General features: G+C 65.5%; 24 protein-coding genes. 16 read left to right on the top strand and 8 right to left on the bottom strand.

Annotated elements, in window-relative coordinates:
* Positions 1–1,127: hypothetical protein (locus tag VGM20_10105; GenBank protein ID HEY4101218.1), on the bottom strand; the 1,127-nt coding region annotated here is incomplete at its 3' end.
* Between the two features lie 175 nt (positions 1,128–1,302).
* Between VGM20_10105 and VGM20_10100 the strand changes: the two genes are divergently transcribed.
* A complete protein-coding gene (locus VGM20_10100; protein HEY4101217.1) occupies positions 1,303–4,509 on the top strand; it encodes a hypothetical protein in 3,207 nt (1,068 codons plus the stop codon).
* Between the two features lie 86 nt (positions 4,510–4,595).
* Here the strand turns inward: VGM20_10100 and VGM20_10095 are convergent, their stop codons facing one another.
* Together VGM20_10095 and VGM20_10090 are read right to left on the bottom strand one after the other, a co-directional pair.
* Complete coding sequence (locus tag VGM20_10095) at positions 4,596–6,539, bottom strand: hypothetical protein (GenBank protein HEY4101216.1); 1,944 nt, start codon at positions 6,537–6,539, stop codon at positions 4,596–4,598.
* 14 nt (positions 6,540–6,553) lie between these two features.
* On the bottom strand, positions 6,554–7,201 hold the full coding sequence (locus tag VGM20_10090; GenBank protein HEY4101215.1) for a DUF305 domain-containing protein: 648 nt from the start codon (positions 7,199–7,201) through the stop codon (positions 6,554–6,556).
* Positions 7,202–7,433: 232 nt separating this feature from the next.
* Here VGM20_10090 and VGM20_10085 point away from each other — a divergent pair, with 232 nt between their 5' ends.
* Positions 7,434–8,075 (top strand): isoprenylcysteine carboxylmethyltransferase family protein, encoded by a 642-nt coding sequence (locus tag VGM20_10085; protein ID HEY4101214.1) that lies wholly within the window; start codon positions 7,434–7,436, stop codon positions 8,073–8,075.
* Between the two features lie 22 nt (positions 8,076–8,097).
* A complete protein-coding gene (locus VGM20_10080) occupies positions 8,098–8,448 on the top strand; it encodes a hypothetical protein (GenBank protein HEY4101213.1) in 351 nt (116 codons plus the stop codon).
* A gap of 105 nt (positions 8,449–8,553) precedes the next feature.
* Here the strand turns inward: VGM20_10080 and VGM20_10075 are convergent, their stop codons facing one another.
* A complete protein-coding gene (locus tag VGM20_10075) occupies positions 8,554–10,854 on the bottom strand; it encodes a hypothetical protein (protein HEY4101212.1) in 2,301 nt (766 codons plus the stop codon).
* A gap of 52 nt (positions 10,855–10,906) precedes the next feature.
* Positions 10,907–11,563: a DUF305 domain-containing protein gene (locus VGM20_10070; protein ID HEY4101211.1), complete on the bottom strand. Its 657-nt coding sequence runs from the start codon at positions 11,561–11,563 to the stop codon at positions 10,907–10,909.
* A 252-nt stretch (positions 11,564–11,815) separates the two neighbouring features.
* Here VGM20_10070 and VGM20_10065 point away from each other — a divergent pair, with 252 nt between their 5' ends.
* From VGM20_10065 to VGM20_10035, 7 genes are all read left to right on the top strand, one after another.
* Complete coding sequence (locus VGM20_10065) at positions 11,816–12,304, top strand: DinB family protein (GenBank protein HEY4101210.1); 489 nt, start codon at positions 11,816–11,818, stop codon at positions 12,302–12,304.
* Positions 12,305–12,401: 97 nt separating this feature from the next.
* Positions 12,402–12,902, top strand: coding sequence for a polymer-forming cytoskeletal protein (locus tag VGM20_10060; GenBank protein HEY4101209.1), 501 nt, complete (start codon positions 12,402–12,404; stop codon positions 12,900–12,902).
* On the top strand, positions 12,899–13,276 hold the full coding sequence (locus VGM20_10055; protein ID HEY4101208.1) for a hypothetical protein: 378 nt from the start codon (positions 12,899–12,901) through the stop codon (positions 13,274–13,276). Before VGM20_10060 ends, VGM20_10055 begins: the two co-directional genes overlap by 4 nt.
* 24 nt (positions 13,277–13,300) lie before the next feature.
* On the top strand, positions 13,301–14,170 hold the full coding sequence (locus VGM20_10050; GenBank protein ID HEY4101207.1) for a class I SAM-dependent methyltransferase: 870 nt from the start codon (positions 13,301–13,303) through the stop codon (positions 14,168–14,170).
* Between the two features lie 98 nt (positions 14,171–14,268).
* Positions 14,269–14,706 (top strand): hypothetical protein, encoded by a 438-nt coding sequence (locus VGM20_10045; GenBank protein HEY4101206.1) that lies wholly within the window; start codon positions 14,269–14,271, stop codon positions 14,704–14,706.
* A gap of 74 nt (positions 14,707–14,780) precedes the next feature.
* Positions 14,781–17,432: an alkaline phosphatase family protein gene (locus tag VGM20_10040; GenBank protein HEY4101205.1), complete on the top strand. Its 2,652-nt coding sequence runs from the start codon at positions 14,781–14,783 to the stop codon at positions 17,430–17,432.
* Between the two features lie 140 nt (positions 17,433–17,572).
* Positions 17,573–18,712, top strand: a complete 1,140-nt coding sequence (locus VGM20_10035) for an acyl-CoA dehydrogenase family protein (GenBank protein ID HEY4101204.1) — start codon at positions 17,573–17,575, stop codon at positions 18,710–18,712.
* A gap of 46 nt (positions 18,713–18,758) precedes the next feature.
* Here VGM20_10035 and VGM20_10030 read toward each other — a convergent pair whose 3' ends face one another.
* On the bottom strand, positions 18,759–19,007 hold the full coding sequence (locus VGM20_10030; GenBank protein ID HEY4101203.1) for a hypothetical protein: 249 nt from the start codon (positions 19,005–19,007) through the stop codon (positions 18,759–18,761).
* Between the two features lie 126 nt (positions 19,008–19,133).
* Between VGM20_10030 and VGM20_10025 the strand changes: the two genes are divergently transcribed.
* Positions 19,134–19,310, top strand: coding sequence for a hypothetical protein (locus VGM20_10025; protein ID HEY4101202.1), 177 nt, complete (start codon positions 19,134–19,136; stop codon positions 19,308–19,310).
* Positions 19,311–19,362: 52 nt separating this feature from the next.
* Here the strand turns inward: VGM20_10025 and VGM20_10020 are convergent, their stop codons facing one another.
* Complete coding sequence (locus tag VGM20_10020) at positions 19,363–20,412, bottom strand: BF3164 family lipoprotein (GenBank protein HEY4101201.1); 1,050 nt, start codon at positions 20,410–20,412, stop codon at positions 19,363–19,365.
* Between the two features lie 157 nt (positions 20,413–20,569).
* Here VGM20_10020 and VGM20_10015 point away from each other — a divergent pair, with 157 nt between their 5' ends.
* The 5 genes from VGM20_10015 (at position 20,570) to VGM20_09995 (ending at position 24,877) form a co-directional block, all read left to right on the top strand.
* Complete coding sequence (locus VGM20_10015) at positions 20,570–21,040, top strand: hypothetical protein (GenBank protein HEY4101200.1); 471 nt, start codon at positions 20,570–20,572, stop codon at positions 21,038–21,040.
* Between the two features lie 95 nt (positions 21,041–21,135).
* Complete coding sequence (locus VGM20_10010; GenBank protein HEY4101199.1) at positions 21,136–21,546, top strand: hypothetical protein; 411 nt, start codon at positions 21,136–21,138, stop codon at positions 21,544–21,546.
* Between the two features lie 21 nt (positions 21,547–21,567).
* Positions 21,568–22,209 (top strand): hypothetical protein, encoded by a 642-nt coding sequence (locus VGM20_10005; GenBank protein HEY4101198.1) that lies wholly within the window; start codon positions 21,568–21,570, stop codon positions 22,207–22,209.
* A gap of 94 nt (positions 22,210–22,303) precedes the next feature.
* A complete protein-coding gene (locus tag VGM20_10000; protein HEY4101197.1) occupies positions 22,304–23,440 on the top strand; it encodes a hypothetical protein in 1,137 nt (378 codons plus the stop codon).
* Positions 23,441–23,614: 174 nt separating this feature from the next.
* The gene (locus tag VGM20_09995; protein HEY4101196.1) at positions 23,615–24,877 is read left to right on the top strand and encodes an ankyrin repeat domain-containing protein; all 1,263 of its coding nucleotides are present in this window, start codon (positions 23,615–23,617) and stop codon (positions 24,875–24,877) included.
* A gap of 104 nt (positions 24,878–24,981) precedes the next feature.
* Here the strand turns inward: VGM20_09995 and VGM20_09990 are convergent, their stop codons facing one another.
* Positions 24,982–25,713, bottom strand: coding sequence for a hypothetical protein (locus VGM20_09990; GenBank protein ID HEY4101195.1), 732 nt, complete (start codon positions 25,711–25,713; stop codon positions 24,982–24,984).
* Positions 25,714–25,758: the final 45 nt, after the last annotated feature.

Genomic DNA, 25,758 nt, shown 5'->3' with positions numbered 1-25,758 from the left:
CCACCCGGGGCGCCACGAACTGCCGGCCAGGTGATTCCGCCATCCTCGGTCCGCCACAACACTGTTGACGAGCTGTACACGACCTGGTCGTTCTTCGGATCGACTGCAATCGTCGGGAGATCACCGCCGCCAATTCGCGCCATCGGGCGGCCATCGGCGGCGTGCGGTTGTGCCGCGTCGTTCACCGCGAGATGCCAGTGCTCGCCGCCGTCAGTCGACTTGTAGAGTCCCGTTCCGGCGCCTCCTCCTCCGCCACCACGCCCGCCACCGCCTGCGCCGCCGCCCCGGCCACCCGAACCCGGCGCAGTCCCGACCACGGCGTAGACCACCTGCGAATTGCTCGCGGCAATCGCCAGGTTCGCCTGACCTACGGCCGGCAATCCGTCGGTGAGCTGCTTCCACGTCGTGCCGCCGTCGGTCGACTTGAAAATCCCGCCAGACGCTCCGGCGAATCCGGCGCCATTCTCGCCGAACGATTGCTGTTGCTGCCAGAGTGCCGCGTAGACGACCTGCGGATTCGACGGATCGATCCGGACATCGTTGCCGCTGGTGTATTCATCCTTGTACAACACCTTCTGGAAAGTCTTCCCGCCGTCGGTCGAGCGGAAAATGCCGCGCTCTGCGTTGGGTCCGTACGGATGGCCGAGGGCCGCAACGAAGACGATATCGGGATTCTTCGGATCGACATCGATGTTGGCGATCATCTGGGTCTCGAAGAGGCCGAGATGGGTCCAGGTCTTCCCGCCGTCGGTCGACTTGTACACGCCGTCGCCGACCGCGAGATCGGGCCGGATGATCCCCGCGCCGGTGCCGACGTAGATCACGTCGGGGTTCGACTGCGACACCCCGATCGCGCCAATCGACCCGGTTGGCTCATGATCGAAGAGCGGCCCCCAGTTGGAGCCGTAATCGGTCGATCGCCACACCCCGCCATTGTCGAACCCGATGTAGAAGACGTTCGGCTGGTTCGGCACCCCCGCCAGCGCGCGCGCGCGGCCGGCACGGGTCGGTCCGATTTCTCGCCAGTGCATCTCGGAGTACATCTCGGGTGACTGCGCTGGCGAAAGCTGAACGACAGATGACAACAGGAGCGTGACGAAGCCAAATCGAAGGGCGACGGTGCGCACTGAAACTGCTCCAGTCGGAGGAAGGCGAGAGATGACGTCGGGGGTAGCTCCAATATGCAGCGCGCTCTCGCCGGCGGAAGGGAGGAGAGATCGCTGGCGCACAACCGCGTGGGTCGTGATACTTCGGCGGCCCACCCCCACAGACCGCAATCGTTCAGTTGCCTGAGGAGCCGCAGTGATCCCGCCGCTCACCCGTCCGTACCGCGCTTCATCCCGTTCCATCGCTCTCGCCGGCGCGCTTGCCGTCACCGTTGCAGCCATCGCGTCCGCGCAGGGGATCACTCCCGACTACTACGCCGGTATGCGATGGAGATCGATCGGTCCCAATCGTTCGGGATACGTGGCAGCTGTCGCCGGCATTCCGGGAGATCCCAACACCTACTACGTCGGTCTTCCGGAAGGTGGCGTCTGGAAGACCACCGACGGCGGCACCGTCTGGAATCCGATCTTCGATTCCGTCCACGTTGCGTCGGTCGGCGCCGTTGCCGTCGCGCCGTCGTCGCCGAACACAGTGTATGTCGGCACCGGCAATTCGTCCGGCTGGTCGTTCACTCCCGGTGACGGCGTCTACAAGTCCACCGACGCCGGAGCGACGTGGACCAACATCGGCCTCCACAACTCGCAATACACCAGCGCGATCGTCGTTGATCCGCGGCAGGCCAATACTGTGCTCGTGGCGGTGCAGGGTGGGCGTGGCGCCGAACCTCCCGGTGATCACGAGCGCGGCGTGTATCGCTCGACCGACGGTGGTCACGACTGGACGCGCGTTCTCGGTGACGACGCCACCGGCGCCTCCGATCTCAGCTACGACTTCGACGATCCATCGATCATCTACGCCACGATGCAGCGCGCGGGCGCCGGTGGTCGCGGTGGCGGCGCACCAGCGGCACCGAGCGGCGGCGCGTCGACTGGCATCTATCGATCGGCTGACGGCGGCGTGACGTGGAAGCCGATCGGTGGGAAGGGGCTTCCGCCGGGCGCCGCAGGCTTCGCCCTCGCCGTTGCATCGGGGACGCACGGCAACCGCCTCTACGGCGAAGTCCGCGGCGGCGCGCGCGGCGGAGGCGGTCCGGGCGGTCTCTATCGTTCCGACGATGGCGGCGAGTCATGGACCCTCGGCACCTCCGCCATAGCCAGCGCCGGCGGTCACATCTACGCCGATCCGAAGAATCCCGACGTCGCCTACCTGATGGGCACGTCGATGTACCGCTCGCTCGATGGCGGCAAGCATTTCGTTTCGTACATGGGAGCGCCGAGCGGTGCGGATATCCGGTTGCTGTGGATTGATCCGACCAACCCTCGGCGGATGATCGCCGGTGCCGATCAGGGGCCGACGATTTCGGTCGACGGCGGCGAGACGTGGAACGGCTGGTACAACATGCGGAACGGTCAGTTCTACCGAGTGTCGACTGACAACGATTTTCCGTATCACGTCTGCGGTCCGCAGCAGGACAGCGGTGACGCCTGCGTGGTGAGCCGGAGCGACTTCGGCCAGATCCGTCCCAGCGACTGGACTCCGGTCGGCGGCTTCGAGAACGGATTCATCGCGACCGATCCGCTCAACCCGCGCTGGGTGTACGATCAGGGGTGGTACCATGTGCTGCAGCGGTTCGACCGGAAGACCAGCGAGATTGCGATCCTCTACACGCCGACGCCCACCGATCGGTTCGGCGGCGCGCCGCCGCTGGTCTTCTCGCCACAGAATCCGCATCTGCTCTACATGGGCGCGCAATACGTGATGGCATCGAGTGACAGCGCCAGGACGTGGCGTCACCTCTCGCCCGATCTCACCGTCCGCCACACTGTCGGCACCGATTCCACGCAGATCGCCGTTCCCGGTCGTCGCAGCGGACCGGTGGTCGGCGGTTCGATCCAGTCACTCGCGCCGTCGACGCTCAAGGCCGGCGAAATCTGGGTCGGCACCGGCAACGGACTGGTGCAGATGACCCGCGATGGCGGCCTCACCTGGCACGACGTCACGCCGCCGGGAATGCCGGCAGGCGGGATCAACACCATCGACCCTTCACACAGCGTTGACGGCACCGCCTACGTGGCGCTGCTGTCGCGTGACAATCATCCCCACCTCTATCGCACCGCCGACTTCGGCACGACCTGGAAGGAGATCGACAACGGCATCGCTGACGGCGGCACTGCGCGCGTGATGCGCGAGGACCCGGTCAATCCCGATCTGCTCTACGCCGGCACCGTGACCGGTACCTGGGTCTCGTTCGATCGCGGCGATCACTGGCAGTCGTTGCAGATCAATCTGCCGACCACTGTCATCAGCGATATGACGGTGCACGGGAGCGACCTGGTGATCTCGACGTACGGCCGCGGCTTCTGGATTCTCGACGACGTGACGCCGCTGCGGCAGGCGCACGATGTCGTGGCGGCCACCGGTGATGCCTTCCTCTATCGCCCCGAGAGCGCGACGCATGCCCGCTGGGACAACACCCAGGACACACCGCTTCCGCCCGAGGTGACGGTGGGGCAGAATCCGCCGGAAGGGGTGATCATCGATTACTTCCTCAAGGCGCCGGTGCGCGGTCCGATCACCGTCACCTTCTCCGATCCCGCCGGGCACGTGATCCGCGAGTTCAGTAATGCGGCGCCTCCGCCCGACACCACGATGATCAACGTGCCGCCGTACTGGATCAAGCCGGCGACAATTCTCTCCACCGAACCGGGGATGCATCGCTTCGCGTGGGATCTCCGCTATCCGTCGCCGAGCGTGTTGAACTACGGTTACACCGGGACGCTGCTCGACTACACCGAATTCACCGTCTCGTGGCATGCGATTCCGGGTAACACGCCGCGCACTGTGCCGATGGGGCCGATGATCGCACCGGGGCGGTACACCGTGACCTTGAGTGCCGGCGATCAGCACCTCACCCGGACCTTTGCTGTCACGCCGGATCCGCGTGTCCCGGTGTCGCAGGCCGCGATCGTGGCGCAGGTCGCGTTCGAGCGGAGGATGAGTGCAGGGCTGGAGGCAAGCAACAAGGGATTCATGACAGTCGCCCATTTTCACGACTGGTTGGCGTCCGACATCAAGAGTGGTGATCCTGCGCTTCGCGCAGCGGCGCGGTCGTTCGATTCAACGCTCACACTGCTCGCCAACGCACCGCAAGGAGGATTCGGTTCCCTCAATCGCGATCTTGCTCGTCGACTCACTGACATGGAATACGGCGAGGTCATGCCGACAGCAAGCGTGCTTGCGGCGGTCAACGGTAATTGCGCTGATCTCCAACGGGCGCTTGTCAAGTTGAATCAAGTCCAGGTTCAGCGAATCGGGGACCTCGACGCCGAGCGGAAACGAGTTGGGGGAGGGGACTTGCTGCCTGTGACCGTTCCCGTCACGGGTTGCGGTACCGGGCGCTAGACCGGTAGTGGTTGTATAGAGCGAACCCGGGGGCCGCGGTACTCCGCGACCCCCGGGTTCTTGTCTGCCGACCAAGCTGCTGATCGTTACTTCGTCGCGGCTGCCAGCTCCTGCACCGACGTCGCGAAGGTATGCGCCTTCGTCTGGTCGGTGGCGCTGGTGGCATCGCTGTGCAGCTGCGTTGCCAGCTTCGTCAACGCGGCCTTCCGTGCGGCACCCTGCAACTTCTCCGCACTCGCCAGGCCGGTGCGCGCCGAGGCGATCTTCGCCGCCGACTGACCGTGGTCCCGCTCGAGCTGGTCGAGGTACGCGCCCGACAGCGCGAACGTCGCCGGCCAGCTGTACTTCGGCTGGTCCTGGACGTTGAGCTGGTCGACGTGCACCGTGCGCGCCGCAGCAATTTCATTTTCCGACAGCATCGGGCTCGGCGTCAACTCGAAGATGTCGAGGCCGCGCGCGATTTCCGACGAGTAGATGCGGCCGTTGTACCAGTATGCCGACCACGAGCCGCCCATCTGGAACGAGCTCGAATCGACCGGCCCGCGATCGAAGAAGGCGATCTCCTTCGGATGCGCGCCATCGGTCCAGTCGAACACCGACACGCCACCCTGGTACCACGCCTGCACCATCACGTCGCGGCCGGGGATCGGAATCAGCGAGCCGTTGTGCGCCACGCAGTTCTCGAGCGAGGTCTGCGCCGCCGGCATCTTGTAATAGCTCTGGAACGTGAGCTTGCCGTCCTTCATCGTGAAGATCGCGTCGGCACCCCAGTCCTTCGGATCGCTGGCGCGGCACTTCGGCGCGCCGCCACCGCCCCATTCATCCGAGAAGAGGAGCTTGGTGCCGTCGTTGTTGAAGGTCGCCGAATGCCAGTACGAGAAATTCGAATCCGACGCCGCATCGACGCGCACCGGGTTCGCCGGGTTCTTGATGTCGAGGAGGAGTCCGTATCCCGCACAGGCACCACCGGCGTACCCGATCGACGGATAGACGGTGATGTCGTGGCACTGGTCCGGACCGGTCGGCTTGCCGCCGCCGCCGCCGGTGAGCTTGTTGATGAAGGTCGGCAGGTACGCCCGGAAGGCATCACTGTCGGCCTTGGTCGGTGCGCCGGTGCCGCCGCGTGCCTTGACCACGCTGTCGAGCTGCGGCTTCACGAACGCCGGCGGGAGCACGATGTGCTGCGTCCCGATTTCGGCGATGAACGCGCCGACGCGCCGCGCGGAGTCGAGCGCCGCGATCTCGAGGGCCGCTTCGCCATGGGTCGGCGGGGCGGCAAGATCGTTGAAGATGCGCGGCGAGTTGACGATCGCCGCCTGCTCCGGATGCGCCAGCGGCACCTTGATCACTTCGATCCGGAAGCGCGCGGAATTGGGATTCTTGTCGGGCGAATCACTCACGCAGCCAGCGAGTTCCGACGACGGCCGCACCTGCGCCTGTCCCGACACATAGACGTATACGTTTGCCGGATCGTGCAGATCATTCACCACGGTGTGCGTGTGCGAACCGCGGCAGGTCTGGACGTTGGCGACGTACTTCGGATTGTTGATGTCGCTGACGTCGAAGATGCGCACGCCGCGCATCCGCTCCGACGATACCGAATCGCGGCCGGTACCGCCGGCGCCGCAATCGAGGCGGCCGGTATTCGACTCGCTCGACACGAACATCAGGTTCTTGTAGATCGAGACGTCGTCCTGCGACGCGGGGCAGAGATCGGTCTTTGCCAGCACCGGATGTGCGGGATCGGAGATATCCCACAGCAGCGGCCCGCCGTAGTTCCCCTGGATCACGTACTTCCCGGAGAAGGCGAGGTCGGCGTTGGTCTTGCCGAGAAACGGCGCCGGCGGCGTGGTATTCGAGAGGAGCCGCATGTTCCACGCGGCCATCGCTGCGGGCTCGACCACGCCGTTGGTGTCGAGCTTGCCGCCGCGCAATCCGACCCGCGGGTCGGGATTCGGCGCCTGCCCCGCCGCGGGGATGGTGAGAACCGCAGCCGCTGCGACCGCGAGTCCAAGAACCGTTCGGTGCATCGAGAGTGTCATCGTCATACCCCTGGCATGGTGAGAAACATTCTGGCCATCCGGTTGATTTCCGTGGTCTGATCGGCCTGGATATCGTTGGCCATCTTGAAGACCCCTTCATCCTGCCCTGCGCCCGCGGCAAAGAGATCGGTGACCATCTGCACCGCGCCACGGTGATGCTGAATCATGAAACGAAGAAAGAGATGGTCGAAATCGGTTCCACGCGCGGCATCAAGCTGCTTCATCTGCTCGTCGGTCAGCATCCCCGGCATGAGCATTTCGGTCTCGACACCGTTCATCATCATCTTCATCGGCACCGGCTTCGCCTCGGGAACCGGCTGATGGCGGTCCTGCAGCCATCGCTGCATCAGCGCGATCTCGTCCGTCTGCGCGTTGATGATCCGGGAGCAGAGGGTCTGGATGTCCTCGCTCGCACCGTGCGTCGGCGCCCACTTGGCCATCACGATCGCCTGCGAGTGATGTGCGATCATCCCGGTCACGAAATTCACGTCTTCGGGGGTCACCGGATAGAGCTGCGGAAAGACCGGCGGCCGGGGGCTCGCCGAAGGCGCGGTCGACGCTGCCTGCGCCGCGGCTGGCTGCCACCGGGTACCGGCCAATCCGACGACCGCGGCAAGAACCGCCGCGTAGAAACGCCCGCTCCTGTTCACGCTATTCCTCCGGAATCTTCGATGGTACCGCGCGCCTAGATCATGTTGCTCGGGACGCATCGGTGCCAGTGGATTGCGTACGGGACTTGCTAAGTCGCGGTTTCAGAACGCTACGGCAGTATCCATTTCAGCGCAATGCATCGGTTGGACGCTGCAACTGGAAGCGAGGTTGCCCCGATCCGGTTCCCGGTTCAGGGAGTTGCCCGATTCCATTGCCGGGCGACATTTGAGGATGGTTACCGTCAGGATCACCCTCGACATCGCGATCTATGCCGTCCACGGCGCCTTCTGGGCCGCCTTCGGGATCACCCGATCACTGAGCCGGTCGACGGAGCCCGATCCCGCGGCAGCGGCGGAGCCGACCACGTCAGAGCCGGCCACCGCCCAACCCGCCGCGGCAGTCCCCACGACCGCGCGCTTCTCCCGGCTCCTCGTCGCGATCCATGCCATCGGCTTTTTCGTGATGTACATGGGAATTGGCAGCGCGGTCTTCGGCACCGGCGTGCCGCACTGGTTTACCGGGCAACAGGTGGTCGGTGCACTGGTGATAGCGGTCGGCGCGCGGCTGATGTGCTGGGCGCTCCTTCACTTCCGGTCGTGGCGCTTCCAGGCACGGATCGAGAGCGATCACGAGCTCGCCACCGGCGGACCGTTCGCCCTGGTGCGCCATCCGATCTACGCCGGTCTCGATCTCCTCGCCCTGGGCTCTGCGATCTGGATTCCCACCACGATCATGTGGGTCGCCGTGGTCCTCATGCTTCTCGGCGCCGACATCCGGGCACGGGCGGAAGAGACAGTGCTCACCGAAGCGTTCGGCGATCAGTACCGCGAGTATTCATCGCGCGTGGCGCGGTTCATTCCGGGGATCTACTGAGTCCTCTCGACGCGATTGGCTGATGCACATCTATCTCAGACGTTCGTTTACGATCGCAGCGTTCACGCTGATCGGCGCCAGGGCAGGAGCGCAGTCAGTTCCATCGCCCGGTCGATATGACTGGCAGCTCCGAGCGGCCGCGCGCCTCGAGGGAGTTCCGGCGGTTCCTCGACACCCGGATGTCGACGCTCGCCACGCTTCGAATGCGCCGGCCATTGGGGCGGCGATCGGTGCGGTCGCACTGCCCGCGATCGGCTACGTCACTTTCCACGATCGTGACAGTGGTCCTTTCGGGGGCGGGGGCATACTCCTGCTCGCGGCGATCGGTGCGTTTCTCGGCTACATGGTCGGTCTCGCTGTTCGAGGACGCTAATTGCATCACCACTGAAGCGGAGTGGCGAAGGCCCCGAACGCACGAATGGCCGCCATTGCTGGCGGCCATTCGCTCTATCACCCGCTACTACAGTGCTGCTGCCGTTCAGCTCGCGTTGGCGAGTTGCGTCACCGACGCAGCCATCGCGCGGACCCGGGCGCCATCCTTGGCACTCGCGGCATCGCCGTTGAGCTCACCGGCGAGCTTGCTGAAGGCGGCCTTCTTGGCCCCGCCCGACATGGCGTCCGCCGCATCGAGTTCGGTCTTGATCGCCGCGGCACGCGAGCCGGAGATCCCGTTCCAGCGAACCAGCTGGTCGAGGTAGGCGCGCGGCACCGCGATGTTCGCCGGCCAGACGAAGTGCGGCTGATCCTGCACGTTGAGCCAGTCGAACTTCACCAGTTTCGCCGCGTCGATCTCGTTCTGCGAGAGATACGGGCTCGGCTTCAGCTCGAAGATGTCCATGCCGCGCTGAATCTCCGACCCGACGATGTAGCCGTTGTACCAGTACGACGACCAGAAGCCTGCGTCGCTCGTCCCATTGTTCGCCGGGACATCGAGCGGGCCGCGATCGAAGAAGGCGATCTCCTTCGGGTGCGTCGGATCGGTCCAGTCGAACACCGAGATCCCGCCCTGGTACCACGACTGCACCATGACGGTGCGCCCGGGGACCGGAATCAGCGAGCCGTTGTGCGCCACGCAGTTTTCCGCCTGCGTCTGCGCCGCGGGCATCTTGTAGTACCCCTCGAAGACCATCTTCCCCTTGACGATGTCGAACATCGCGTCGCCGCCCCAGTTCTTCGGGTCGGTGGCGCGGCAGTAGGCACGCCCGCCGCCACCCCACTCATCGGAGAAGAGGACCTTCGACCCGTCGTTGCTGAACGTTGCCGAGTGCCAGAACGAGAAGTTGGTGTCGGCGACGGCATCGATGCGGCGCGGGTTCGCCGGATCGTGAATGTCGAGGAGCAGGCCCATCCCGGCGCAGGCGCCGCCGGCGAGGCCGACGCTCGGATACACCGTGATGTCGTGGCACTGGGTCAGCGTGCCGCGCGGCGTCGGCGGGAACGGAATGTTGGCGTAGCCGAGTGCGCGGAGCGAGTCGGTCGACTTCGACCACTTCATCGAATCGGCCTTGCTCGACGTCGCAGTGAGCGGCGTCACCTTCGACAGCGCGTACTCGCTCCAGATCGTCAGCGAGTCGTCGTGCGTCGCCGGCACGTTGCCGCGACCACCACCGCGGCCACCGCGACCAGCACCACCGCGGCCGCCGAAGCCACCACGGTTGAGCGCGAAGTAGCCCGCGGCGGTCAGTGAGTCAGCGGTCTTCTGACGCGCATCATCGGTGACGCCGGGAGCAATCTCGGCGATTGCGCCGGTCATGTTGCCGGGAGCCGGACGGACGAACACCGTCGGTGCGGCACCCGCGCCGGCACCTGCACCCCGACCACGTCCACCAGCTGCCGCGCCGACATCCGACGCCGGTGCGCCATGCGAGCCGATCCGGTTGACGAGATCACCACCGGTCGCTGCATCCTGGAAGATGCGCGCGTGACTCACCACCGCCGCCTGCTCGGGGTGCGCCAACGGCACCTTGATCACTTCGATGTTGAAGAGCGCGGTGTTCGGATCGCGCGGATCAGGGATGCAGCGCGCCAGCTCCGCCGCCGGGCGCACGCCCGACGTTCCCGAGATGTAGATGTAGATGTTGTTCTTGTCGTTCGGGTCGGTCACCACGGTGTGCGTGTGCGACCCGCGGCAGGTCTGCACTTCGGTGATCACCTTCGGATGCGCGATGTCGGTGATGTCGAAGATGCGCACGCCGCGGATGCGGTCCTTGTTGACCGCGCCCGGCGCGCCGCCGGTGCCGCAATCGGTGCGCGAGTTGGTCGCTTCTGCCGAGACGAAGAGGAGATGTCCCCACACCGAGATATCATCCTGCGACGCCGGGCAGCTATACCCGGTCGCGAGCGTCGGGTGGCTCGGATTCGAGATATCCCATACCTCGTATCCGTTGTAGTTCCCCTGGATGACGTACTTCCCCTCGAAGGCGAGATCGGAGTGCGTCGCCCCCGCCGAAGCCGGGCTCGGCGGCGTGTGCGACACCATGTTCATGTTCCAGATCGCCTCGGCCGCGGGCTTGGTGATCGTCTTCGTCGCCGCGTCCCATTCGCCGGGTGCGAGGCCAACGCGCGGATCGGGTGACGGCGCGGCGATCGCGTCCATCGCCGACATGTCAGGCGTCGGCAGCGGCGACATCTGCGACATCGGGCCCGAGCCCGCCGCCGGTGTCGGCGCGGTCGATGCCTGCGTCGAGGAGTGACCGCACGCCGAGACGTAGAGCGCTACGCCGGCGAGCGAAAGGAGTGCGGTGGTCCACCGCGCGGACGTTCGATGCAGTGATGTCATGGACGAATCCGTTTAAGGGACAGCGGGACAACAGTGGTGAGTGAAATCGGGATCATGGATCAACGGCGGTGACCGACTTCCCCTGGAGCATCGCTTCCATCCGGGCGATCTCCGCGGTCTGGTCGGCGTGCACCGCCGTGGCAAACTTGAAGATGTCGTCGTCCTGCCCGCCGGCCGGCGAAGCGAAGAGCGTATCGACCATCTGCAGCGCACCATTGTGATGCTGGATCATGAACGTCATGAAGAGGCGGTCGAAATCGGGGCCGCGCGATGCGTCGAGCATCTTCATCTGCGCCGGCGTGAGCATCCCCGGCATCAGCATCGGCGCCGTGTCGGAGCTCATCGACATCCCGGACATTCCCTGCATCGACGCCATCGGCATGTGACCATTGGTATCCGGCACGGCGAAGTTGTGTTCGCGGAGCCAGTTCTGCATGAAGAAGATGTCGTCGCGCTGCGACACCGCGATCCGTGCGCAGAGCGTCTGGATCGCCTGACTCGCGCCATGCGTCGGCGCCCACCGCGCCATCTCCACCGCCTGGGCGTGATGCATGATCATCCCCTGCATGAAATCCGCATCGGCCTTCGACACCGGATAGCGATCGGGTACGGCGGCCGTCGTCGATTGTGCCTGGAGTTGCGGAACGGAAAACGTGAATGCGAGCGCCGCAATGCCCGCAGCAACGAATCGATGACGCAACCGGATCACGAGACACCTCTTGGTCGGCGAAATGGCGCCGATCACCTGCCACCAGCCGGTGTGAGCGGACCATCTACTCGGGGGAGGCGCGAACGTTAGGCCCGCTTGCAGCAGTACGCAATTGTGACCGATACCCCCCGGTGCAGCGAACTCGTCATCACGTATAGAATTGGAACTGGCCCCGGGAACCGCTTCGCATTGGTGCGCGGTCCGGGAATGCGATCGTCCCCACCGGTTCGATCCATCGACGTGGAGTCTCCGATGACCATCGGCACCTCGCTCCTCCCCGAATTCGACCAGGAAATGGTTCCCACTCGCCGCCTCCTCGAGCGGGTCCCGGAGGAGAAGGGGGACTGGAAGCCGCATCCCAAGTCGTTCTCCCTCGGCCATCTGGCCCAGCTGGTGAGCTGGATGCCGGGGTGGATCGCCCAGACCCTCACCAACGACTCGCTCGATCTCGGCGGAGGTACCGGGTATGGCAACCAGACGCACTCCGCGTTGATGGACGAGTTCGACCGCAACGTCCGCGAGGGGCGGGAGGCGCTTTCCCGGGCGAGCGACGAGACTTTCGCGGGGACCTGGTCGCTCAAGCGAGGGGACCAGGTTTTCTGGGCGGCGCCCCGGAGCGTGGTGGTGCGGAACCACATCTCGCACCTCGCGCACCACCGCGGTCAGCTCACCGTCTATTTGCGGCTGCTCGACGTGCCGATACCATCGATTTACGGGCCGAGTGCGGACGAGCGGATGTAGCCGGACGGGGGTATCTTCGTCGCTCCCCCACACGTAGCCAACAATCGCGGCGCCTCCACGCGGCGGCGCTGTGTAACCACCACAGGAACTTCGAGCCATGACGATCTGGAAGGAACAGACCCCAGCCAAGAAGGAATCCGTGCCGATTACCAATACGCCGGCGCCCAAGCTCGACACCCCGCCGCGCCCCGAGCCCACGCAGAGCTTTGATCTTCCGCGCCGTAACTCCGAAGCGAAGGAATCGCTGATCGCCTCCGACCTGACGGTGGAAGGGAAGATCGAAGGCGCCGGCCATGTGCGGATCGCCGGACGCTTCAAGGGCGACGTCAACGTGCAGGGCCATCTTACCATCGAAGTCGGCGCCAAGGTGACCGGCGGCGTCCGCGCCAACACCGTGATCATCGGCGGCGAACTCGAGGGGAATATCGAAGCCGCCTCGCGCGTCGAGCTGCTCGATTCCGGCGTGCTGAACGGCGACCTCAAGGCCGGGTCACTCACCGTGGCGGCCGGATCGCGGATGCGCGGTCAGGTCGAGTTCGGATGGGAAGAGAAGGGTGGCAAGGCCGCGCTTCGCATGGAGAGTGGCTCCGCGTCATGAGCACGACCCGTCAGGGCGCGCCGGGCACCACCCGGACCTGTCCGCACTGCCGGGCCACGATTCTCGAGAGCGCCAGCATCTGCCCAGCGTGCAAGCATCGGTTGCGATTCGATGCCAGCGCGCAGCAGCAGAAGGCTGCACCAAGTTTTTCACCGCTGCGAGTCGAGGGGACGCTCCGCCATCCAGCTGATGGCGGGGCGTGGGAATACTCGGTCCTCCTCTCGATTCGCAACGAGCGCGGCGAGGAAGTCGCGCGGCAGATCGTCGGTGTCGGTGCGTTGCGCCCATCGGAGCAGCGCACCTTCACCTTGTCGGTCGAAGTCTTCACGCCGGGACAGAACGGCGTGCCGCGCTTCGATCCACCTGACGCGTGACCCGGCCCGTCACACCGCACTGACGTGATCGAGGGCCGCCCCAGCCGCACCGCGCTCGGTGCTGCCGCGCGACGCGCGCTGCATCGCGTGCTCGATGATCCGTTGATTCTCGACGATCCGCTCGCGCTCGACATCCTCCCGCCCGAAGGCGTGGCGCGGGTGCAGCGCGATGCGGCGCGCCGCCGCTTCCCGGGATCATCGCAGCTCCGCGGATTTCTCGCGGCACGCAGCAGGATCGCCGAAGACCAGCTCGCCCTGGGAGTCGCCCGCGGCGTCGATCAGTACGTGATTCTCGGTGCCGGGCTCGACACCTTCGCATATCGCTCGCACGACCGCTTTCCATCTCTCCGCGTCTTCGAAGTCGATTACCCTGCCACACAGATCTGGAAGCGCGAGCGGCTCGCCGCCGCATCGATCACGATTCCGCCGAGCGTCACGTACGTGCCGATCGACTTCACGACCGACAAGCTGATCGCGTCGCTCGTGGCGGCGGGATTCGCCCTCGATCGTCCCGCCTGCTTCACGTGGCTCGGCGTGACGATGTATCTGCACGAATCGGAAGTGATCGCGACCCTGACCGATATCGCCGGCTGCGCGCCGGGGACGAGCGTCGTCTTCGATTACATGATCAGCGACCGTCACCTCTCGCTCCTCGTGAAATGGTTCGTCGGGCGGAGCGCACGTCGCGTGGCGCGCCATGGGGAGCCGTGGATCGCGCGGTTCGAGCCGGAAGAGCTGGCGGCGACGCTCCACCGGATCGGCTTTTCCACCGTCATCGATCTCGGCCCCGACGAGATACACCAACGCCTCTTCGCCAACCGCACCGACGGCCTCCGCAACGGACCGGTCGGGCACGTCCTGATCGCGGAGACCGGCCCAGCCGCCACGCCGTAAGTGCCTGCCGGCGGCCGATCGCCGTCCCCTCTTCCTGATACTGCGGCCCCTTACGGCGATTCCGGTTTCCGCGCATTATCTGCGAGGAGGGATGACCGGTGGAACTTCACGACGGCTTTGTCCTCGAACGCTACAAGCTCCTGGTCGAACGGGAGCGCTATTGCACGGTGATGGCGCGCGACGCCTTCGCTACCTACGGCAAGTTCGTCGTCGTGGTGGCGCTCGGCGCGGTGGCGATGGTCTCGGCACGCGAATCCCTCGGCCTCGACAAGACCTTGATGCCGCAGCTGCTCAAGTTCCTCGGCGCGCTGGTCGCGTTTCTCGCCTTCATCGCAGTGGCGCAGATCGTCATCGCGATGGTGCGCCAGTACACCCTGCACGAAGCGCAACGCGGCATCGACGCCGACGTGCGACGGATGCGGCGCACCTGGTGGGTGGTCGACGCGGTCTACCTGACGATCATCCTCGCATCGTTGCTTTACGCCTGGCACGCGGCAGGGACGCTCGCGATCCAGGTCGCCACTGCGGCGACGTAGGCCGTGGTCCGCGTGATCCGACCGTGACTCGCAATGGGGGAGCATTCGCGGGGATTTCGTCGTAGCGTTCAGGGATGCTGATCCTCCACATCCTCCTCCAGGTCGCCTCGATCCCGCAGAACGGCATTCAGGCGGCAGCGGGGCCGCAACGCGGTGTTGCCGACCCCGGTGTCATCGCCACCAATCAGCGGATCACGCCGGCCGGCGCCGAAACAGTCTTTCAGGGGCGCGTGACCGGCCTGCGCTTCGCTCGCAACTCGAGCGAGATCGTCGTCGCGGTCGGCAGCGACGTCTATCGGATGGCGTGGGTCGATAATCGCGTCGCCGATCACTGGAAGATCAGTGGCCGCACCGGGATCTACGGCATCGCCGCGGATACCGCCGCGAATCGCTTCCTGCTGTCGTCGGTCGGGCGCGTTCCCGCCGGCGCGCACCCTCTCGCCGGGACGGCGGCGAACGCCGGATCGATTGCGCAACTCACTGCGATCGGTGCGGATGGCCTCCATCCGCTGGGTGGATTCGGTCACGACATGGCGGGTTCGCCGGCGGTGGCGGCGGGTGCCGGTGCGGGAGGCGTTCGCGTCGCGGTCCTCCCGCTCACCGCCGACGATCAACTCGCCGTCGTGAACGCGGCGAGCGGCGCACCGATTCGCACCGTGGCACTCGGTGTTGCACCCCTCGGTGCCGTGATCGCCGACGATGGTGCGACGGGATGGGTCACCGAACTCGCCGGCAAGCAGCCGCAGGGAACCGAGATGTCGGCGAAGCAATGCTGCGAAGCGCGCGCCGAAGCGGTGCGGATCGATCCCCGCGGGATCGCGATGGCGGGGACCGTGGCTCGCGTCGATCTGCGCACCGGCGAGGTCTCATCGCGCATTACCGTCGGGCGCCATCCCACCGATATCGTCTGGGATCAGCGACGCGACCGGATCTACGTGACCGACGGCAACAGCGACGAGATCTCCGTCATCGATTCGCGCGGTGATTCACTCCTCGGCTCCATCGTCGTGGCGCCGTTCCGGTCGCGCGCGGCGGGTCTCGCGCCGACCGCGCTGGCGCTCTCGCCCGATGGCGCCACGCTGTACGTGGCACTCGGTGGCGTCAACGCCGTGGCGATCTATGATGTCGCGGTGGCACCACGAGGAGCGTCGCTGCGCGGGATGATTCCGACGGCGTGGTATCCGTCGACGCTCGACGCCAGCGGCGACGGGAAATACCTCGCAATCGGCACGCTGCTCGGTGTCGGCTCCGGGACCGGAGCGAATGCCGGAATGACCGGCCGGTACGTTCATGCCGTTCGGGGTGCGGTGAATGTCGTTCCCGTGCCGACGCGCGGCCAGCTCGCGGCGTTCACCGTCGCCGTGTCGCAGAACAATCGCCTGCCGCTCGCGAGTGGCGCCGGTGCTGCTGCGGCGCGGGCCAATGTCGCGGCACGCGCCGTTCCCGAACGCCCCGGCGAACCGTCGCTGATCCACCACGTCGTCTACATCATCCGCGAGAATCGCACCTACGACCAGATCCTCGGCGATCTCCCGCGAGGCGACAACGATTCGCAGTTCGTGATGTACGGGCGGAGCGTCACGCCCAACGCCCATGCGCTCTCGGAACAGTTCGTCACGCTCGACCGCTTCTTCGCCGAAGGCGGCAATTCTGCCGATGGACATCAGTGGCTGACTCAGGCGAACGAAACCGAGTACACCCTCTGGCCACTCTATGAGGGACGCAGCTATCCCTACGACGGTTCCGATCCGCTGGCGTATTCCAACGGCGGCTTCATCTGGGACGATGCAATCTCGAAAGGGAAGAGCGTCGAGGTGTTCGGCGAATTCGCTCCCGAGCCGCGCGACCAGAGCGCCGGCCCGGTGCGGAGCGCATTGCTGGCGCAGTACCACACCGGCGGCGAAGTGCGGCTCGATCCGCCATTTCACACCACTTCGCCGATTCCGTCGCTCGATCACATCCTGGTGCGCGACTTCCCGTCGTGGACCCTCGCCGTTCCCGACGTGGTCCGCGCGCAGATGTTCAAGCGATCGCTGGCGCAGTGGGAAGCCGGCGACAGCATGCCGAATCTGGTGCTGCTGCAGCTGCCGAGCGATCACACCGCGGGGACCGGCGCGGGAGACTGCACGCCAAAGGCATGTGTGGCCGACAACGATCTCGCGGTGGGGCAGGTGGTCGACGCGTTGAGTCATTCCGGCTTCTGGAAGGATATGGCGATTTTCGTCGTGGAGGACGACGCGCAGAACGGCGTCGACCATGTCGACGGTCATCGCACCGTGGCACTCGCGATCTCGCCGTACACGCGGCGAGGTGCCGTCGATTCCACCTTCTACAATCATCCGTCGCTGCTCAAGACGATCGAACTGATGCTCGGACTCCCGGCGCTGTCGATCTTCGATCTCGCGGCGACCGATCTCGGCGACGCCTTCATCACTCCCAAGGAGAAGCCCGACCTGCACCCGTACACGGCGATCGAACCGGCGCAGTCGATCTACGAAGTGAATCCGGCGCCGGCGCGCCTGCACGGCGCCCAGCGCCAGGCGGCGCTCGCCTCGGCGAAGATGCGATTCGACATTCCCGACGCCGCACCGACCGCCAAGCTCAATCGGATCCTCTGGCAGGACGCCAGGGGATGGGGAGCGAAGTACCCCGCGACCCGGGCCTCGCTCTTCTTCCCGATGACGGTCGACGTCCCCGACAAGGACCGCGACGGCGACGATCACTGATTGTCATCCCGCCTGTCCCGAGCGAAGCGAGGGAAGCGCCGAAGCCGAGGGACACAGCTGTCATCCCGGCCCCGACCGCGCTACTATGCCGCGACCGCGCGAAAATGGCGCGACGAACAGCCCCTGGGAGAGCATCGCCGATGGATTTCAAGCTGACCGCCGAGCAGGAACAGGTCCGCCAGATGGTGCGGGACTTTGCCGTGCGCGAGATCAAGCCGCACGTGATGGAATGGGACGAAGCGCAGCACCTCCCGCTCGAAGTGATTCACCAGCTCGGCGACCTTGGCATGCTCGGCGCGATCTTCCCCGAGAAATTCGGCGGCGCCGGGCTCTCGTATGTCGACTACGTCAACATCGTCGAGGAGCTTGCTGCGGTCGAGTCGGGGATCGCGCTCGCGGTCGCGGCGCACAACTCGCTCTGCAGCGGGCACATCTATCTCGCCGGGAACGATGAGCAGAAGCGGAAGTATCTGAGCAAGCTCACCACCGGCGAGTGGATCGGATGCTGGGCGCTCACCGAGCCGGGATCGGGGAGCGACGCGTCGGGGATGCAGACTACCGCCGTCAAGGACGGCAACGAGTGGGTGATCAACGGCACCAAGAACTTCATCACCAACGCCAGCCACGCGCAGGTCGCGGTGGTGCTCACGGTCACCGAGCGCGGCGCCCGTCACGGCGTCACGGCGTTCGCGATCGAGATGGACCGGCCGGGTATTCGCGCCGGGAAGAAGGAGAACAAGCTCGGCATGCGGATCTCGGACACCGCGGAGCTGATTCTCGAGAACTGCCGGGTCAGCGATGCCAACGTCCTCGGCCAGGTTGGCCACGGCTTCAGCGATGCGATGAAGGTCCTCGACGGCGGGCGGATCTCGATCGCGGCGCTGTCGGTGGGGATTGCGCGCGGTGCCTACGACGCGGCTCGCGAGTACGCCAAACAGCGGCCGGCGTTCGGCCAGCCGATCGCGAGTTTCCAGGCGATCCAGTTCATGCTCGCCGACATGGCGACGGAGATCGAAGCGGCTCGGCTCCTCTGCTATCGCGCCGCGGCGATGAAGGATGCCGGCGAGAAGACGACGCTCTGGTCGTCGATGGCGAAGCTCTACGCGTCGGAGGTCGCCGTCCGCGCGACCGAGAAGTGCGTGCAGATCTTCGGCGGGTACGGTTTCATCAAGGAATTCCCGGCGGAGAAGTTCTATCGCGACGTGAAGCTCTGCACCATCGGCGAAGGGACCAGCGAAATTCAGCGGATGGTGATCGCGAGGAATGTGCTGGGTATGTAACGCCGGATGCCGGGCCGGCCGGTACGGTCGGCCCGCTCCCGAAGCGCTAGCGAATCACCGTGGTGGTGCTGCCTCCGCCCTTCCGTCGCGCCGCCAGCACCGTCAGCACGATGATCAGCAGCACGATCAGGCACCCGATCGCGATCGCCGCCGGCGTTGTGTACCACGTCGTATCCGTGGCGTCGGTCTTGACGTTCACCTTGACCGCGGGATCCTGCGCGGCCAGGGCTACGGCGTTCACGCCTGTGATCATCAGCAATCCAAGTGACGTGAGCAGCGGCTTGATGAAACGCATGGCTCCCTCCCGGTTCGGTTGACGTCAAGCGGTGACGCCTTCTGGGATATCACTCGCACAGTGCATCGCGGGGCGAGTGCGCCGTCTCCGAGAATGGGAATCGACCACCTTCAACGGAGATCGACGATGAGCGAGCCAAGCGAATACACCCGGACCTCCGAGACACGGACCGAGACGAAGCGGGACTCCGGCGGAAGTCGCCAGACGGAATCGAAGGACGAGACGACGGTGAGGACCGAGCGGACCGTCAAGGAAGAGAAGGAGAAGGACCCGATCGTCATCATCCAGCACGACGACGACTAGCTGGGGGTGGCGGTCCGCGCCGGTCGCGGCGCGAGGAAGGCGGGCGGTGCGACTAAGGGCGCGGCAGCCTGAATCGATAGATTGCGGTCACTTCTGTCCCGCCCGCATACACCACGCTGTCGCCGCTCACCGTGAGTGTACTCATCGGCTGATCGAGGAGGTACACCGCCTCCAGTCGTCCGGTCCAGTCGAACATCTGCAGATAGTCCGCCGCGACGGCTCGACCCCCCGTCGCGGCGAACGCCTTGCCGACGAACAACGCATACAGGTGCCGTGACGTCGCCGCGCAGTCCGCGTAATACCGCGTGCCATGGTCAAACGTCCAGCGACCGTCGGGTGCGTGAGTGAAACCGCCGTCCGACGCAAACGGGACCGCCGCCCGCCGCAACGTGTGCGTCGATGCATCAACGAGCTCGATGCGGCCGGCGGCGACGAACGTGACGGCCGCGTGGCGTCCATCGCCGGCACTGCAGAACGAGAAGCCATTGGACGCGGAGCGCCGGCTCAGGATCGGAATGTCGCTGTTACCGAGCAATCCGCCGAGGAATCTGTCGACAAGTTTGCCGCTGGCATCGTAGACCACATACCGGCTGGTATCCATGTCGGTGACGCCGAGGAGGCGGTCGTGCGAGTTCCAGCGAAGATCATACAGGGAACGGTCGGCTGGCAGCCCGAGGGTCGACGGTTCCGCTGATCTTGCGGCTTCGGGCAGCGGTGTCATGCGGCGCAGGTGCTCGTCGTACCCCCATCCATTCGACGGCTCGCCAGGTCGAATGCTCAGGCGGGGAAACCCCGCAAAGTCACCCGGTCCCTCGCCCTTGGCCCCGTACGATGCGACCACGCGATCGGATTGCACGTCGACCACGTGGACGAATGGCGGCCCGTTGCGGTCGGCGATCCAGAGGAAGTGCCCCTGCGTCGCCAGCGATCGCGGAGAGCCGATGGCGGTGTCGTCCACGACGACCTCGCCACGGAGCGTGGTGCTGCTGATCCGATGCGCCGCGAGAGAGTCGCGGTTGGCCTTGTTGAGATCGCCCGGCTGCTGCGCCGTGGCATGCGCGACAATGAGCACTGCCAGGGCGCCATGAACGCGGATGCGCATGAACAGAATGTACGGCAAATTCCGGGCGCCAGCGGATGAGCCGGCCGGCAGACGGTCGAGAGGTGACAGCTGACCGGTTCGCCGAGTATGCTCCCTGCTGCGAACGTCTCTGTGGGGGTGCACGATGGACCTGTGTGCTGAGCTGACCCTTCAGGTGATGCGGTTTGTACAACAGCCGCGAGACCATCCTGCGTCGCCGCTCGAATGGATATTCGCCCCGCATGGAAGGCGCGAGCGCTGGGCCGCTGCGCGCGAGCACCTCTCCCGCGCCCCAAAGCCGCTGATCGCGGCGCCGCTCGCCGAACCGGGGATGATCGCCCTGTGGAACATCGGCACGTTCGACGATGAGCAGCGCGTTCGCGCCGAGCAGCGATTCGCCAATCAGCTGCAATGGCTGAACAAGGGGATCACGCATCTTGGCCTGGCGCCGACTGATCTCTTCCTCTTCGAGACCGACGCAGACCAGTTCGAACTGCCGGTCGCCGAGCTGGCACGCTGGCTCGGAGAGTATGCGACCATGGTGCCATGGACGATCGGGGAGGGCGTCGACACGAGACGGCGCGCGCGCCTGATGATCCGCAGGTCCAACGGCGACTGGTCGCCGGGAAAGGCCTGCCATTTTCACTGAGCGGGGGCCAGGAGCGCCGCCGCCCAAGCGCACGACGCTGTAGTATTGGTGCACCTGTATCGCCGACATGGGCCCGCATCCGGAGGGAACCTGCAATGTTCCGACCCGCTGCAATCCTGACTGGCGCATTTCTCGTTGCCGCGAGCGCGGCGCCGCAACCTCGCGCTGCCGCCCCTGCGCATTTCACCATCATTCTCGAGCATTCGGCTGCCACCTGGTCGGCCGAGTGCATGACCGGCTGCAGCACGCCATGGAAGGCGTCGTTCACCTGCGCCAGCGCGCGGAGCTGCGGAGCACGAGTCGATGCGCTCGGCATCATCACGCTCGATAACCACCGCGCGCTCGACCCGAAATTCTCGTTCACCCTTCACGGTACACCCGACGGCATCACCGCCAAGCGGTTGAACGGCACCGCCTGGCGCACACTTGAGTGGGGATGCGGATTCACGCCATGTCGTGCGCGAATCACCGAGCTCGATGTCGAAACGCTTCCGCCACCCAGCTGACTCGTGATTTTTCCATCCAGCATGCGACGATCGATCTGCAGCGCAGCCATTGTGCTCGTCGCGCTTGCACAGTCACTGCATGCGCAGGTGAGCGTGACACTCGCTCCGACGATCGGCTACTACCGGCCGCTGGGGCACTTCGACGCTGCGTCGGTCTACGCAACCGATCTCCCGCTCACGCCGCAGGGGCTCAGCGGGACGGCGATCGGGGGTGCAGCCAAGGCATGGTTCGGCCACCGATTCGGCGCCGAGATCATGGCGTCTGTCGCGAGAAGCACGGTGCCGTCGATCTTCAGTCCTGAAGGTCCGACTCCAACGACGCCGGCGCAAGTCGAGATGATTGTCGCGCAGGGGATGGTGACCGTTGCCGGCAATCGCTCGGGGAATCATCTCTGGGTTAGTGCCGGCCCCGCACTCATCCGCCATGGCGGTGATGCCTACTCGCGATACGGTTCCTCGGCCCAACCCGCGGGTGCCGTCGGCGCCGGAGCGCAGCTCAACGTCAGTCGTCACCTGCTCGCGACCCTTGATCTGAGCGCGCTGATGTACACCTTCGATCTTCCGCTGCCGCAGTCATTGCGTTTGAATCCCGGTCAGCTGCAGCACGGCAACCAGACCGACGCGCTGATCCAGTTCGGCTTCGGCTGGATCCTCGGCAACTAGCGCCACCGCCACCCAGCGACTCCCTCCTCCGACCGTCGACTTCACTCGCCTCGTTCCCTGAAGCTGGTTACTCTCAGGGTCGAGACGCTGACCAATGTCCCTCACCTGCATCACATGTCACCGCCCGTTCCCGCCGAACGGCGAGCTCGCGTCGATTCCCGACGCGTCACGCATCGCTTTCGACCCGGTGCGCCACCGTGTGTGGCGCATCTGCTCCGATTGCGGCGAGTGGAATCTTCTCGGTCCTGACGCCTCCGAGGCCGCACTTCCGGAACTCTCGGCCCGGTTCGCCGCGCGAACTCCGGCTGGCGAGGCGCCGTCCGCGTTTGCCCCAGTCAGGCTCGGCACCGTTGAACTGATCAAGATCGGAGCGCCGGAAAGTGGAGAGGAGTCGCTCGCTTTTCAGCTGCAGCGAGAAGTGGACAAGCGATCGAGAATGTATCGCTTGGTCTACATTTTTTTCGGCGTCAGCGGTCTTATATCCATCGTTCTGGGATACCTGATCTTCGGCACCGATCCGTGGATGTGGATCGTCGCGCTTTCAGAGTACACGCTTACTGCTCCGGTCTTCCTCCTCCAGCGATGGCTTGCGAAGGAACGCGTCGCTTTGTGGTCGTGGTTCATCGCGATTGCTGTTGCTGTTGCAGGCCTCGTTACGATCGGCCTACACGAAGGAACTGCGTATGTTGGCTATGCTGTTGTGGGCATGACGCTGGCCACGCCATTGATTCTTGCTGTCAGCTACGCGTCGCTTCGGTGGTTTCCGCTGGCGCACGGTTTCACTCAATACAGCAGGCTGGTGCCAATCAGCCGCGAAGATGTCCGCCGTCTCACTATCGACTGGACCCACGCCGGTGAGCTGATGATCTGCGGCCTTCGCGATGATCAGATCGTCATCGGCGATCACGCCATCGATCTCTACCACCATCTGTGGCCGTGGATAGCGACCAAGGCACCCGGAAAGCCGAAGCTCTATTCCGTGCGCAACGATGAACGCGCCGCCGAACTGCTCCGCGCCGTCGGCGGGTTGCGCGGTCTCTTCCGCGCACTTGACGGATTCCGCACCGATCAGGACGGACGGATCCAACTCGCGACACTTCCATGGATCTATCTCGCCGCCCTCGAGCTTGCACTCAAGGTCGATGGTCATGATGACGGCACCGGCGAGCTCAGGAGCCGCGCACTCGCTGCATCGACTGTCGCCGACGAAGCGGAGGCGCTCGACCCGTGAACCGACCTTCGCCTTGCGCCTCCCTTACCTGCGCCTACCTTCTCTGCACGGCGCGCAGGGCGCCGCCTGTCCGCGGGAAGGACTGCGTCCACCTGCAGTAGTGCCGAGTTTCCGGATACATCCCGAACCTCCTTAGCCCGTCAGCGGACCAGGGCGACCTCAAGGAGGATCGTCATGCCCGTCCGCCGCCTTCCCGTTCATCCCGACCTCGATCAGCTGCACCGCCAGGCGAAGGAACTCCTTCGCGCCATCCACGCCGGCGATCCCATCGCCGTCGCCGAACTCCGCGAACATCACCCCGATCCGGTCGACCCCTCGACAGCAAAGCTTGCCGATGCGCAACTCGTCCTGGCGCGCTCCTATCAGGCGACGAGCTGGCCGCGCCTTGTCCAGGGGGTGAATCTCGCGCGCGCGATCTGCGACGATTCGATCGACACCGTCCGATCGCTCATCACGGCGAATCCGCATCTCCTGCACGAGCCGGTGTTGATTCGCACCGACAGCAACTGGGGACCGCCGCTGACCTACGCGGCCAATCTCGGCCGCGACGAGATTATCCGGATGCTCCACCAGATGGGTGCCACCGACCTGCTGTCGGCCGCGGGCCGCGCCGCCCTCCAGGGGAAGACCGGCACGCTGCAAATGATCTACGAGATGGCCGGTCGTCCGCCGCTCGACGTCCGCGCCCTCACCGGACCCGCATACACCCTCAACGACGCGGGAACCGCCGCCCTCTTCGCCTTAGGCGTTCGCATCCCGCCGGAGGGGCTCGACATCAACACGATGGAGCATCTGCTCGGCTCCGACTCGCGAAAGCCTGACGCCAAGCATCGCATCCTCGCGATGTACGTCGAACACGGTCTCGAGCTCCCCGACACGCCGGTGATGGCGCTCCATCGCGGCCGGATCGACCTCCTCGAATCACACCTCGCCCGCGATCCGGATCTGCTCACGCGCACTTTCGACGTCGCCGACGTCTTTCCGATGACCCGGCTCCGCGAGCCGTATACTGCGCAGGGAACGCCGGTTGCCGGGACGACGTTGCTGCACATCGCCGCGTATTTCGACGAACTGGAGATCGCGACGTGGCTCCTCGATCACGGGATGCCTGTCGACGCGCGGGCGGCCGTCGATGCCGATGGCTTTGGTGGCTACACCGCGCTCTTCTCGACGGTCGTATCGCAGCACAACTTCTGGGTGAACTACGGCAAGGGGCGTCCCGATGACGCAGCGTTTACCCGGCTCCTCCTCGCTCGCGGCGCCGATCCGAACATCCGCGCGTCGATCAGGGCGAGGCTGGAAGAAGGGCACGGTGGCGGGCCGCTGCGCGAGTATCGCGACGTGACGCCGCTCGGCTGGGGCGAACAGTTTGCGGCACAGATTTTCGTCAGCCGTGAGTCGATGCGACTGGTTGAGGAGCGTGGTGGTGGTCGGTAAGGTTGTTCCCTGACGGCACGCTCAGCCAATGCCGCTCGCGTCCAATTCCATCATGCAAGCGGCATCAGCCGATTCGTGTCATCCTGCTTCTCTTCAACACCTTGTTACTGCTGACCCGCCGCTGACGGGACTGGCGGCACCGGCGGCGGTGCCACCGGTTCAGGTGCCGGCGCGGGCTCCGGCGTCTCTGCTTCCTCGCCCTTCCTGAACGGTCCCGCGATGTTCTTGGCGCTCTGCCACGCCGCCATCGTCATCGGATCATTGCCGTAGATCCGCTTCACGAAGGTGTCGAGCACGCTCACATCGACAGCCGCGACCGATGCGATCTGGTCGAGCTGCGCGCTGGCGCCAACATGGTCATTCCGCGCGACGTGCGCATCCGTCGTCGCCCCTTCCAGTGCCGCGACCGCCTGGGTCAACTCGTCGATGAAGGTGTCACCCAGGCCGAGGGTGCTCAGGACGTCCTTCATCTCCGTCGCGGTGGCGAGCATGCTCTTCGCCTTGTTGAGGAAGCCACGGTTCGGCGTGTTATGGGTCGGGAGCGTGAACCGGCCATACAGCTCCGGGTGCTCCTTCGCCGCCCGCTTGACGATCCGCGACAGCCGGACGAGGTGCTGCGATCGCACCGCGTCGCGCAGAACGGTCCGCCGCCCGATCGCGGCATGCTCCCGCTCGATCCCGCTGTCCTGCTGTACCCCGGCCGTGTCGGCCTGGGCGACTTCCTGCTGCAGACGCGTGACCACCGCGGCGTAGCCGGTGTCCGTCTGCGGGTGCGCCAGCACGAATTCCAGCACCCGGCGCGCCATCGAGAGTCTCCTGCGCGTTGTCGACTTCATATACTCCTCCACTCAAGGGGATTCGCACAGGCCCCTGGGGCCATG

The organism is Gemmatimonadales bacterium (genome assembly GCA_036500345.1).
Classification (GTDB): Bacteria; Gemmatimonadota; Gemmatimonadetes; order Gemmatimonadales; family GWC2-71-9; genus Palsa-1233.
This window is presented reverse-complemented; position numbering and strand designations above follow the sequence as displayed.